Below are 13,500 nucleotides of genomic sequence, written 5' to 3' on the forward strand. Positions count from 1 at the left end.
CGTCGCTAGGTCCACCAGGATGGGGGCAGGGACTTTGCCCTAAAATCCCCGTTCAAGAACCTTAACGACTGAGCCCGCAACGCTACTATGCCCCAACAGACGCCGCTGACCCCCTACCAAAGCCAATATGTCGCTTGGCTGTTAACCCGCAGGACGGCTGGCGATTCGGTGGAGTCATTGGCGCCCACGCTGGTGGATTCGCAGGTCGATCTCAACCCGCATCAGGTGGACGCCGCACTGTTCGCCTGTCGCAATCCTCTGTCGCGGGGTGTGCTTCTCGCGGACGAGGTCGGTCTAGGCAAGACCATCGAGGCTGGCCTGGTCATCTCACAACGCTGGGCGGAACGGCGGCGCAGGATCCTGATCGTCGTGCCGGCCAATCTGCGCAAGCAGTGGCACCAGGAATTGCAGGACAAGTTCGGTCTGCAGAGCCTGATCCTGGAGGCCAAGAGTTACAACGCCATCCGCAAGCAGGAGGGGCGGAACCCCTTCCAGACGGCTGCCGGGCCGGTGATCTGCTCCTACCAGTTCGCCAAATCTAAGTCCAAAGATCTCAAAGAAATCGCGTGGGACTTGGTTGTGCTGGATGAAGCGCACCGCCTGCGAAACGTCTACAAGAAAGGGAACGTCATCGCCGCGACCTTGAAGGACGCATTCGACCACGTCCACTCGAAGGTGCTGCTGACCGCCACCCCTCTCCAGAACTCGCTCCTGGAGCTCTACGGCCTCATCAGCATCATCGACGACCGTGTCTTCGGCGACCTGGACAGCTTCCGCACCCAGTTCACGGGGGCTGGCAAGGGGCAGAGCTTTGGAGCGTTGCGCGAGCGCCTTACCGCCGTCTGCAAGCGCACCCTCCGTAAGCAGGTGCAGGCCTACGTCTCCTACACGGCGCGCAAGGCCATCGTGCAGGAATTCACTCCATCGGCCGAAGAGCAGGAGCTGAGACAGCTCGTAGCCGAGTATCTACGTAGGCCCAATCTCCACGCGTTGCCACAAGGCCAGCGTCAGTTGATCTCATTGGTCCTGTGGAAACTGCTGGCGTCCAGTAGCCATGCCATCGCGGGCGCGCTGGCAACGATGAGCAATCGCTTGCAGGGCGTGCTGGACCAGGCTCCCGTCGTCGGCCTGGCCGAAGAACTGGATGAGGACTACGAGGCACTCGACGAGCTGGCCGATGAAGGTGGCGATGAGGATACGGCCGGCGAATCCGAAAGGCCTGAGTCCTTGTCACCAGAAGAGAGGGACGCACTTTCTTCGGAGATTGATGAGCTTCGCGGCTTCAAGGATCTGGCAACCAACATCCGCGAGAATTCCAAGGGCGTGGCGCTTCTCACCGCACTAGGCCGGGCTTTCGCCGAGCTGGATCGGTTGGGTGCGGCCAAGAAAGCCATCATCTTTACCGAATCCAAACGCACCCAGGAATACCTGCTTGGGTTGCTGGCTGAAACGCCTTACGGCGATGGCATCGTCCAGTTCAACGGAACCAACAGCGATGCGCGGGCGCAGACGATCTACAAGGACTGGCTGAAGCGCCACGAAGGCACCGACCGCATTACTGGATCCAAGACCGCTGACACCCGCGCTGCCCTGGTCGAGCACTTCAAGGAACGCGGCACGATCATGATCGCCACCGAAGCGGGCGCAGAAGGCATCAACCTTCAGTTCTGCTCGCTGGTTATCAACTATGACCTGCCTTGGAACCCGCAGCGCATTGAACAGCGTATCGGCCGATGCCACCGATACGGGCAGAAGTTCGACGTGGTGGTGGTCAATTTCGTCGATCGCAGCAACGAGGCCGACCGCCGGGTGTATGAGCTACTGGAGCAGAAGTTCCAGCTGTTCGATGGAGTGTTCGGTGCAAGCGATGAGGTGCTGGGCGCTATCGGATCTGGTGTGGATTTTGAGCGGCGCATTGCCGACATCTACCAAAACTGCCGGGATACAAACGAGATCAAGGCCAGTTTCGAGCAGCTGCAGCTCGACCTTTCCGGCGAAATCAACGAGGCCATGGTCAAGACGCGGCAGGCGTTGCTGGAGAACTTCGACGAGCAGGTGCAGGAAAAGTTGCGCATTAGCGCCGAGGGCAGCAAGGACGCCCGTAGTCGCTACGAGCGGATGCTGATGGATATGGCTCGTGCTGAACTGGGAGGGCTGGCTAGCTTCGACGATGTAGGGTTCAACTTGCATCGGCGCCCCGATAACCTTGCGATTGCAGGAGTAAGTTTAGGGCGCTACGAGCTGCCACGCCGTTCGGGTGAAGCACATTTGTTCCGCATTGGTCATCCTCTTGCGGTTTTGCTCGCGGAACAAGCCAAGAGCCGAACGCTCGAAGGTGCGAGACTCGTCTTCGACTACAACGCTTACGGTTCAAAGATCAGCACGCTTGAAGCCTATCGTGGCAAGGCCGGATGGCTCGCGGTGAAGCTGGTCTCGGTCGAGACACTAGGCAACCTGGAGCAACACCTGCTGGTTGCCGCGGGCACGACCGACGGCGTTGTGCTCGTGGAAGAAGACCCGGAGAAACTGCTGCGCCTGCCCGCGACCATGCAGGCGGCGAGTCTGTTCAGCGCCCCTGATACCACCTTGCTGGCCGACGTGGAGGCTCGCAAGACCGTACTCCTGCACGACGTCAACGAGCGCAACCTCGGCTACTTCGAGCAGGAAGTCCAGAAGCTGGATGCCTGGGCGGACGACCTGAAGCTGGGGCTGGAGCAAGAGATCAAGGAGATCGACCGCGAGATCAAGGAGGTGCGCCGAACTGCCGCGACCTCGCCGACGCTGGAAGAGAAGCTGTCATGGCAGAAGAAGCAGCGCGAACTGGAAGGCAAGCGCAGCAAGCTGCGCCGCGAGCTGTTTGCCCGGCAGGACGAAGTCGAAGCGCAGCGCAATGACCTGATCAGCCAGCTTGAAGTGCAACTCCACCAGCAGGTCGAGGAGCGCACGCTGTTCACTGTCGAGTGGGAGTTGACATGACGACGAAGAGAGAACTTGCGAGAGGAGCACTTTGGCGGCAATGGGACCTGCATGTCCACACGCCTGCCTCATTCCACTGGCAAGGACAGAAGTTTGACGGCGATCTGTCATCTGCCCAAACCACGGGGCTCGTCGATGAAATGATCGAAGCCTTGAACAAGGCTGAACCCGCTGTGTTCGCCATCATGGACTACTGGACCTTCGATGGCTGGTTTGCACTGAAACAGCGTCTCTCTGAGGCGAACGCGCCGAAGCTAACAAAGAAGGTCTTTCCCGGAATTGAGTTGCGACTTTCCGCACCCACTGAAAGACGGCTCAACGCCCATGTCATTTTCTCAGACGAAATCTCCGATCAGCATCTAAAGGATTTCCTAGCAAACCTCAAAATTGAGCGCCTGGATCGGTCTATTTCCAAAGAAGCCCTTGTCGATCTGGCGCGCGCAACTGCCGCCGATATGTTGGCAAAGAAGGGGCACAAGAAGGATGTAGTCGATAGTGACTACGCAGATGCACTGTTGGCCGGCTACAAGTTGGCGGAAGTAAAGACCGAGAGCTACAAGCAAGCCATCTCAAGTGTCCCGGATGGACTGGCAATTGGGTTCATGCCTTACGATACGAGCGACGGACTCACCGAGGTGAAGTGGGAACAACATTACTCGTACTTCCTCGGGCTATTCGAATCCTCACCTATCTTCGAGTCGCGGAATCTGGAACTGAGAACGGCCTTCTTATGCGAGAAGACTCCGGCAAACCATGCATGGATCGACAACTTCAAGCATGGATTGAAAGGAATCCCTAGGCTGGTGGTTGCTGGAAGTGATGCACATTGTTTTGTTGGAGTCGCAGGCAACGACGATAAGCGGGGTTATGGCGACTTCCCCTCTGGCAAGAAGACGTGGATCAAGGCCGACCCAACGTTCCGTGGCCTCAAACAAGCCATTCTTGAGCCGGCGAAACGCTCCTACATTGGTGACAAACCACCTAAGGTGCTGGAAGTCGAGTCCAACAAGACCTACTACATCGAATCCATTGAAATCACCAAGACAGGCGACAAGGCCGGCGTAGGGCAATGGCTCCACGGCTGCGACATCCCCTTGAACCCCGACCTTGTTGCCATCATCGGGAATAAGGGAAGCGGGAAAAGCGCGTTGGCCGATGTTATCGCGACGCTTGGTAATTCCAGACAGTCCAAGCACTTCAGCTTTCTCCGGCGGGACCGCTTCCTAGGGAAGACCGGCGAACCCGCACGACACTTCACCGGGACGCTGACCTGGTGCGACGAGAGTACCGAAGCCCGACCTCTCAATGAGCTTCCATCCGAAGAGAAGGCAGAGCTTGTTCGCTACATTCCACAGCACTACTTCGAGGAACTTTGCAACGAGCATGTGTCGGGCAAGTCGGATGCTTTCGAGAAGGAACTGCGGTCGGTGATCTTCTCTCACACGAGTGAAGACATGCGGTTGGGCGCACTCGACTTCGATCAACTGACGGAGCAGCAGGAGCAGTCGCTCAGGAACCGCTTGGGCGAGTATCGCAAGGAACTGGCTTCGGCCAACGCATCAATCGTGCGTATCGAGGAGCAGCTTCAGCCCATAGAGCTGAAGAAGCTCACCGATTTGCTTCTGCTGAAGGGCAAGCAGATTGAAGAACACGACAAGCTAAAGCCAGCGGAGGTTGCCGCGCCCACAGAGGCGTTGGGCCCCGAGCAAAAGCAGGCTGCGGAGGGCTTGGCAGCGGCGAGTCAGCAGATAGAAGCTGCGAAAAAGCGCACGCTAGAGATCGCCGGGGAGACAACCGAACTAGCCAAGCGGCAGAAGGCGGTAACCAACATTCGTGAGCAGTTGAGATTGCTCCAGCGGACCTTTGATCAAGCACAGAGTACAGTGTCCGATGACCTCAAGCTGCTTGGGTTCGCCTGGTCCGATCTTGCAGCCATCGATATCAAGACAAGTGCTCTCGACAAGAGATCAGCTGAACTCGCGACGAAGCAGGGGGAGTTGAAGGCCGAGTCCGAGCAGCTGGCTGAGAACCTGAAGACCTACGCGGAGACGCAGCAAGGGTTCACCTCGAAGCTGAACGCGCCTCAGCAACAGTTCGAGTCTTACCAGCGTCAGCTTGCCGAATGGAACAGGAAGCGGGATGAACTGATCGGCTCACCCACTGAGCCGGAGTCGAAGGTTGGCCTAGAGACCCGTATTAAGCAGATCGAAGCGCTGCCTGACCAGCTCAAGGAGTTGGAAGCAAAGCGATTGCAGTTGTCGGGTGAAATATTCGACACCCTCGATGCCCAGCGAACAGCGCGTGCGGAACTGTTCAAACCTGTCCAGGACTTGATCCAGAAGAACGGCCTGATACGGGAAGACTACAGGTTGCAGTTCCAGGCGACTCTTGCGGCGTCAGCGGATGCCATCTCGGATCAGTTGTTCGCGCTGATAAAGCAGACCTGGGGTGAATTTCGTGGGCAGGACGAGGCTCCTTCGACAATCCGAAAGCTGTTCGACCGTCATGACTTGAACACCAGAGACGGGGCGTTGGCCTTCGTTGGCGCCTTGCAGGGAAAGATCGTGGAAGCCGCTAGAGCTTCCGGGTCGCCTGCTGGGATCTTCAACTTGGTGAAGAAGGGACAGTCCGCAGCGGCAGTGTATGACCTGATTTTCGGGCTGAACTTTCTTGAGCCGCGGTACTCCTTGCTGTTCCAAGACACGCAGATCGAGCAACTCTCTCCCGGGCAGCGTGGTGCACTATTGTTGATTTTCTACCTGCTGGTGGACAAGGGAAAGACGCCCATCATCCTGGACCAGCCGGAAGAGAACCTTGATAACGAGACGGTGTTCCGCCTGCTCGTGCCGGTTCTGTCGGAAGCCAAGAAGCAGCGGCAGATCATCATGGTCACACATAACCCCAATTTGGCGGTCGTGTGCGATGCAGAGCAGATCATCCATGCGAGGTTCGATCGAGCATCGGACTCCACCATCGACTATGACTCGGGGGCGATCGAAAACACGGGGCTCAACGGCGCCGTCGTGACCGTACTTGAAGGTACGAAGCCCGCATTCGTAAACCGATCCGGGAAGTACCATTGACATGCCAGCTCTCGAACCTCAGTACTTGGCCATCCTGAAGCAGGCGCTCGCCGCCCGCTTCGTGCCGTTCCTGCCGCCGTTGCTCGGCAACGCCAATCCCACCGATCAGGCGGCGAAGCAGCTTTCGCGCGCCTTCAGCGCCTTCGTCCTCCACAAGCTGCTCGACATTACGCCGCAGGCGGCGGCCGCGTCGGTCGTTGACGATTTCAACGACAAAGGCATCGATGCGATCCACTATCACGCGTCGTCAGAGACGCTGTACCTGCTGCAAACCAAGCTGAAGGAATCCGAGCAGTTCAAGCAGGAGGATGCACTGCCGTTCTGTGAGGGTATTCGCCTGTTGCTCAAACAGGACTTCGCGGCGTTCAACGGGAATGTCCAGAATCGGAAGGCCGACATCGAGGGCGCACTCGATGCGTGCAGCCACATCAAACTAGTCGTGCCCTACACGGGCGATGGTATATCGCAAACGGCCCGCGACGCCTTGCAGGCGCTGCTCGACGACGAAGACCTAGACGAAGAGCGGCTGGTCAAGCGGGTGGAGTACTACACGGCGACCGAAATTGCCCGCGACCTGCTGGCGGAACAGGCCTACCAACCCGTGAACACGGATGTCGCGCTGCAGAAGCACGCGAAAGTCGAAAGCCCGCGTGCCACGTACTACGGTGTCACGCGGCTGGCGGACTTGGTGGCACTGCATCAGACGCACGGCAAGGCCCTGTACGAGCGCAACATCCGCTACTTCCTCGGCAGCAGCAAGTCCGATGTCAACAAGGCCATCAAGACGACCTTGCATGACTCCCCGGCGGACTTCTTCTACTTGAACAATGGCGTCACGGCCGTCTGCGATCTGATCGAGCCGAAGGCCAACAAGAATGGCGTCAAGAAGTTCAAGGTGCGCGGTCTGTCCATCATCAACGGCGCGCAAACGGTGGCGTCGGCTGCCGAATTCGTGCGCCAGCATCCGGGCGAGAGCATCGATGACGCCAAGGTGATGCTTACTTTGATCAAGGCATCGGCGGACGGCCAGTTTAGAAAGAGCGTGACCAAGGCTCGTAACCACCAGAACCCGGTACAGACCGCGAACTTCGCCTCGCTGGACGAGAACCAAGAGAGGCTGCGGCAGGAGATCGCCCACCTCGGCTTCGATTACCACTATCGCCCCGAGGCCCTCGCGACCGGCCCCAAGGCCATCACGCTCGATGAGGCTCTGCGGGCACTGGCCTCGCAACAAAACGACCCACGCTACGTCGTGTGGCTCAAGAGCGAACCGGTGCGGCTCGCCAACCCCGATTCCGCCGAGTACCAGTCGCTGTTCACTGTCGCGCTACCGGGCGTGACGCTGGTCAATGCGGTCCTGTGCCACCGCGCGCTTCGCGCCCTCGTGGTGGACTACGAACAGAAGGCCCCAGCGCGCAGCCAGGAACGCCTGATCTACCGTCATGGCGTGCACGTAATCACGGCGATCATGATGAAGCGCCTGCGCAACCGCATCGGCGCGGCAGACGTCATCGACACGGCGCTGACTCCCGCACTGATCAGCCAGCCGTTCGATCAGCTTCGGCAGCAGGTTTTCGACCTCGGCCAGCAACGACTCGTTCTTGAGGGGCCGCTGGCTTACTTCCGCAACCAGGGCAACGTCGTGGCCTTCCTGGCCGACCTGATGGAAACACACTTTGCGCTGGGTGCCGATCCGGCCATAGCGCCACTACGCAATATCCAGAATGCAGCGGATGCGTATCCGCGAAAGCGCCTGGTCGACTACCTGTCGAGCCGCGCGCCACAATTATGAGAGCGATGTCATGAGCAAACAAAAACTAGAGCTTACCTGGATCGGCAAGGAGAAGCGGCCCAAGCTGGAGCCGCGCATCCTGCTCGAAGATCCAGAGAAGTCGTATCACGCCAAGCATCGCGTGACGGACAACGACATCTTCGACAACCGGCTGCTATTCGGTGACAACCTTCTTGCACTGAAAGCATTGGAGCAAGAGTTCTCCGGCAAGGTGAAGTGCGTTTTCATCGATCCGCCATACAACACGGGTAGCGCGTTCACGCACTACGACGACGGACTTGAGCATTCCATCTGGCTGGGGCTGATGCGGGACCGGCTGGAAATCATACGGCGGCTACTGTCGGAGGATGGTTCGCTGTGGATAACTATTGATGACAACGAGGCCCACTACCTGAAGGTCTTGTGCGATGAGATATTCGGGAGGACTGCGTTCATTGCGTCAAACGTATGGCAGAAGCGGTACTCCCGTGAGAACCGTGAAGCGATAGGCGATGCTCACGACTATGTGATGGTCTATGCGAAGAATGCTGATCGCTTCAAGCAGGTTCGCAATCGGGTTCCAATAACCGAAGCACAGGCCAAGATTTACAAGAATCCAAACAATCATCCCCGGGGGCGCTGGCGCGCGATTCCCATGACTGCGCAAGGCTATCGGGCGAATCAGATGTACGAGATAGTCGCTCCAGGTGGGGCAGTACATGTGCCACCGGAAGGGCGATGCTGGTCAACAATTGAGCCTGAATTCCGCAGGCTGTTGGCCGAAGGAAGAATTTACTTCGGTAAAGATGGCAATGGGCAGCCCAACATAATTCGGTTTCTTGATGAGGTCGAGGGCATGGTTCCCTGGACGTGGTGGCCTCATGACGAAGTTGGTCATAACGATGAGGCGAAGAAGGAGATGCATGTTCTATTTGGCAAGGACAATGCGTTTGCTACGCCCAAGCCAGAACGCTTGATACAGCGCATTCTTCACATAGCCACCAACCCTGACGACCTAGTTCTCGATTCTTTTGCTGGCTCTGGCACGACCGGCGCCGTCGCGCACAAAATGGGTCGCCGCTGGATCATGGTGGAGCTGGGCGAGCACTGCCACACCCACATCATCCCGCGTCTCAAGAAGGTGATTGATGGCGAAGACAAGGGCGGTGTCACGGAAAGCACTGCTTGGCAGGGCGGCGGCGGCTTCCGTTACTACCGCCTTGCCCCCAGCCTGATCGTCAACGACCGCTGGGGCAACGCGGTCATCAATCCCGAATACAACGCTGCGCAACTGGCCGAGGCGTTGGCCAAACTGGAAGGCTTCAACTACGCGCCATCGGAAACACACTGGTGGCAGCACGGGCACTCCAGCGAGCGCGATTTCATCTATGTCACCACGCAGAACCTATCCGCGGAACAGTTGCAGGCGCTGTCCGATGAAGTCAGCCCGGAGCGGAGCCTGCTGGTGTGCTGCGCCGCCTTCCACGGAGTCACGGCGGCCAAAGCGACGGAGCGCTGGCCGAATCTGACGTTGAAGAAGATTCCGAAGATGGTGCTGGCCCGCTGCCATTGGGGCCGTGACGACTACAGCCTGAATGTGACCAACCTGCCGATGGCGGAGATTGAGGAGCCTTCGGCCCTTGGCGGTGTCAAGAACACCAAGAGCAAGAAAGCGGCCCTCGCCAATGCGGGACAGGGTGGCCTGTTTGGGGAGAACGAATAATGAACGCCCGCGTCCTGCACGCCGTCACCGGTCGTTTGTCTCTTCGTCCGCCCCAGGCGGAATCTCTCACCAAGCTGGTTCGCGCGCTCGATGCCGCGCCCGAACTCTTGGGTCGCGAGCGCGATGTCTCGGCCATTCTCTCCACGCTGAGGGCCGAGTTCAGCACGCTGGAGGAGTTCGAGCGCGAATTTCCATCGCTGTGCTTCGCGCTGGCCACGGGCGTGGGCAAGACCCGCCTGATGGGGGCCTTCATTGCTTACCTGCATCTAGCGCACGGCATCAACAACTTCTTCGTGCTGGCGCCTAACCTGACGATCTACAACAAGCTCATCACGGACTTCACGCGCAACACGCCGAAGTACGTGTTCAAGGGGATCGCCGAGTTCGCGCAACAGCCGCCGCTGATCATCACCGGCGACAACTACGACCAGACCGGCGCGGCGGTGGATGAACAGTCGATGGGGTTTGCTCACGACGTGCGCATCAACATCTTCAACATCTCCAAGATCAACTCCGAGGTGCGCGGCGGCAAGGAGCCGCGCATCAAGCGGATGAGGGAAGTGCTGGGCGACAGTTACTTCAACCATCTGGCGAACCTGACTGACCTCGTGCTGCTGATGGACGAATCGCACCGTTACCGGGCCAGCGCCGGGGTGCGTTCTATCAACGAGCTCAAGCCGCTATTTGGTCTGGAAGTGACGGCGACGCCGTTCGTCGAGTCCAGCCGTGGGCCGGTGCCGTTCAAGAACGTGGTGATGGACTACCCGCTGGCGCGGGCGATGGAGGATGGCTTCGTCAAGGAGCCTGCCGTGGTCACCCAGCGCAACTTCAACGCCAAGGCGCACACGCCCGAGGAGATCGAGAAGACGAAACTGGAAGACGGTGTGCGCCTGCACGAGACGACCAAGGTCGAGCTGCTCACCTACGCCCGCGAGAACGGCGTCAAGCCGGTTAAGCCCTTCATGCTCGTCATCGCCCGCGATACCACGCACGCGGGGCAGCTCTTGGCCCTTCTGGAATCGGAAGCCTTCTACGAGGGGCGCTACCAGGGCAAGGTGATTCAGGTCGATTCCAGCCGTACCGGCGCGGAGGAAGAAGAGATGATCACGCGCCTGCTAGCCGTGGAGAGCGTGGACGAGCCGACCGAGATCGTGATTCACGTCAACATGCTGAAGGAAGGCTGGGACGTAACCAACCTCTACACCATCGTTCCGCTGCGCGCGGCTAATGCCCGCACCTTGATCGAACAGTCCATCGGGCGTGGCCTGCGACTGCCGTACGGCAAACGCACGGGCGTCGCGTCCGTGGATCGCTTGAACATCGTCATGCACGACAAGTTCCAGGAGATCATCGACGAGGCGAACCGCGGCGACTCCCCGATCCGTCTGAAGCAGGTCATCCTCGATGCGCCGAGCGCAGACGATAAGAAGATCAGCGTGCAGATTGAGTCGGGAGCGGCCACACGAATGGGGCTTGCGACCACGCCTCCGGCCCATCCGGCATCGGCAGCCACCAATGGCAGCGGCGCCGCGCCGTCACCAGTACTCGTATTCACCACTGAAGCAGAGAAGCAGGTAGCTCGGGCGGTCATGGAGGTCGTAGGCACGTACGAGGTCAGGCCCGACCTGGTGCCGACCAGCGGTGCATTGCTCAACGCGGACATCCAGAAGGAGATTCAAGAGAAAGTCGCTGAACTGCTGAAGCCGAAGCAGGATGACCTGCTGAAGGGCGCGGACGATCAGACGTCGGCTATCGATCTGACCGCCTTGGTTGCGAAGGCCACCGAAGTAGTGGTTCAGCAGACCATCGACATTCCGCGTATCGCAGTAGTACCGAAGGGTGAGGTTACAACGGGCTTCCGGCCATTCACCCTGGACGTGAGCCAGCTCCATCTGCAGCCTGGCGAACGCGAAATCGTCGGGCAGAACTTGCACACGAACGAGCAGTTCACGTTGGCAGCCGAGATCGGCCTGAAGGAGCAGCGGTCTGAGGACTACATCGTCCACGCACTGATCGACTTCGACGATATTGACTATTTCACCCATGCCGACCTGCTATACGACCTAGCGGGCCAGATGGTGCAGCACTTAAATGGCTACCTCTCTGAATCGGAAGTCGTCAATGTGTTGGACCGAGATCGCCGCCTTATCGCGAAGGAAATCCGCGCGCAGATGATGGCGCACTTCTTCGAAGATGCGACCGAATTTGAGGTCCATGTCAGCCGCGGATTCACCGAACTTAAGCCATGCAACTACACCGCTACGGCAGGACAGGCGCCGCGACACTATCGTGAGACCGTCGATGACGTTGGCCGCATCAAGCAGATGCTGTTCGGCGGCTTCTCCAAGTGTCTGTATCCGTTGCAGAAGTTCGACTCGGACACCGAGCGCCGCTTCTCGATCATCCTCGAACGGGACGCGCTGAAGTGGTTCAAGCCCGCGAAGGGGCAGTTCCAGATCTACTACAAGTTGGGCACGGAGCAGCCGGAATATGTCCCTGACTTCGTGGCGGAGAGCGATTCAGCGATTCTCATGGTTGAAACCAAGAGCCGTAACGACCTGCAGGCTGTAGACGTCAAAGCCAAAGCCGAAGCAGCTGCGCGCTGGTGCAAGCACGCCTCCGATCATGCGGTGAAGGTGGGCGGAAAGCCCTGGAAGTACCTGCTGATCCCGCATGACGAGATCGTTGAGAGCACGACGCTGACAGGTTACTTGCGGTTCGAGCAGAAAGTCGTGTCCTGACGGGAGCAAAGCGTGTCTGAAGGAATGTTGCCCGTGTCGGCGGTCGATTGGTCTCAAGTGATGGCCTCACCGGAAAAGCCAATCGAGTTTCTGTTAAGGAAGGATGTGGCTGTCTACATCAAGGTCCGGAGAGATAGCGAGATTGTGTATCGCTATTACAAGGCCCCCATTAAAGCAGGAGAGAAGGGAAATTCCGTTCCTTACGCAGCCTTTCTACGAGCGGAAGCGCTACTGCTTGAAGGTGAGGCGCTGGCAGACTTTGTCAGATCTCGGGCATGCGGCGAGGAGGAGATTGATTCTCTTCCTTACGCAGGATTTGTGGAGGAGGCTGCCTTTCTTCGCCTCGGGGATGCAGCGCTTGCAGAGATCGTTGTGTCACGATCGTGCCATGTGTCGAGCTTTTCTGGCACGGGTTTTTTGATTCCGTGCCCCTACGAGGAAACCGGTAAAACGCGTGGTGGATATTCCATTAGGAGACCGCTTCGGATTGAAACTGCAAAATTGACGAAATTCGAGTTCGACCGCGCCTTCATCGTCCACAAGAAGAGACAAGATTTGGCGTTGAGCTCGCCTTCCCCCGAGAAGCTTGCAATCCAGATCGAGATTCGCGAAAGCGATTTGTACGTTGCTTCATCCGACTTCGAGGCGCTGAAATACGAAGCGCGGCTGGGTCGCCAGTTGATCGAATATCCCTTCTTACACAAGGAGCAGATGCCAGGAATCTATTGGATGTTCCAGGCTGCGTACGCTCATAATCACCGAAAGTCGGTGTCTAAAGATAACGTTAGCGAGTGGCTGAAGGAGAATGCGCCGAAAGGCACCTTCCGCTACAAGAGTATCCGAACGGCAACGAAGTTTGTCTGGTCTGAGGTCGATAGAGCCATTGGCAGCAAAGGCCGGGGAGAGTTCGTCCTTGAGGATCTCGATGATTGGACGATTGGAGACGATTACAAGTTTCCCTTTATCAGCAAGGGACTCTCATTCGTTCTTGCCATCGCAGACTGGTGGGTCAAGGTTCTACGCAAATATCCGGATGCAACGGCGTTGACTCTTGCTGAGATGCTCGCGAAGAACAAATTCGCTGGCTTAGAAGTGGGTGACCTCGTGTATCTCATTAGCGGAGCGCAGATCACGGAGGACGAAGCCGCATCCTTAGGGTCTAGGGCCAAGAGAGTGCGGCCAATTGTTAGCAAATAGGCCGCGGTA

The 13,500-nt window shown here is 58.3% G+C and carries 6 protein-coding genes; all 6 read left to right on the plus strand.

The window, feature by feature from the left end:
- Positions 1-87 precede the first annotated feature (87 nt).
- Genes AC3ANK_RS07175 through AC3ANK_RS07200 form a run of 6 tightly spaced genes read left to right on the plus strand, consistent with a single transcriptional unit; the run spans position 88 to position 13,491 of the window.
- A complete protein-coding gene (locus AC3ANK_RS07175) occupies positions 88-2,976 on the plus strand; it encodes an SNF2-related protein (RefSeq protein ID WP_484172561.1) in 2,889 nt (962 codons plus the stop codon).
- The gene (locus AC3ANK_RS07180) at positions 2,973-6,059 is read left to right on the plus strand and encodes a TrlF family AAA-like ATPase (RefSeq protein ID WP_484172562.1); all 3,087 of its coding nucleotides are present in this window, start codon (positions 2,973-2,975) and stop codon (positions 6,057-6,059) included. Before AC3ANK_RS07175 ends, AC3ANK_RS07180 begins: the two co-directional genes overlap by 4 nt.
- Before the next feature lie 25 nt (positions 6,060-6,084).
- Positions 6,085-7,851, plus strand: a complete 1,767-nt coding sequence (locus AC3ANK_RS07185; RefSeq protein WP_484172563.1) for an AIPR family protein — start codon at positions 6,085-6,087, stop codon at positions 7,849-7,851.
- 10 nt (positions 7,852-7,861) lie between these two features.
- Positions 7,862-9,553 (plus strand): site-specific DNA-methyltransferase, encoded by a 1,692-nt coding sequence (locus tag AC3ANK_RS07190; protein WP_484172564.1) that lies wholly within the window; start codon positions 7,862-7,864, stop codon positions 9,551-9,553.
- Positions 9,553-12,294, plus strand: a complete 2,742-nt coding sequence (locus AC3ANK_RS07195; RefSeq protein ID WP_484172565.1) for a DEAD/DEAH box helicase — start codon at positions 9,553-9,555, stop codon at positions 12,292-12,294. Before AC3ANK_RS07190 ends, AC3ANK_RS07195 begins: the two co-directional genes overlap by 1 nt.
- 12 nt (positions 12,295-12,306) lie before the next feature.
- Positions 12,307-13,491 carry a hypothetical protein gene (locus tag AC3ANK_RS07200; protein ID WP_484172566.1) on the plus strand — a complete coding sequence of 395 codons (1,185 nt, stop codon included), beginning with the start codon at positions 12,307-12,309 and terminating at the stop codon, positions 13,489-13,491.
- Positions 13,492-13,500 lie beyond the last annotated feature (9 nt).

The organism is Lysobacter sp. SCRH-1R (assembly GCF_057747855.1).

Excerpts from the sequence above, each read along its gene's own strand:
- AC3ANK_RS07175 (WP_484172561.1), top strand. The coding sequence starts at position 88 with ATGCCCCAACAGACGCCGCTGACCCCCTACCAAAGCCAATATGTCGCT.
- AC3ANK_RS07195 (WP_484172565.1), top strand. The coding sequence starts at position 9,553 with ATGAACGCCCGCGTCCTGCACGCCGTCACCGGTCGTTTGTCTCTTCGT.
- AC3ANK_RS07180 (WP_484172562.1), top strand. The coding sequence starts at position 2,973 with ATGACGACGAAGAGAGAACTTGCGAGAGGAGCACTTTGGCGGCAATGG.
- AC3ANK_RS07190 (WP_484172564.1), top strand. The coding sequence starts at position 7,862 with ATGAGCAAACAAAAACTAGAGCTTACCTGGATCGGCAAGGAGAAGCGG.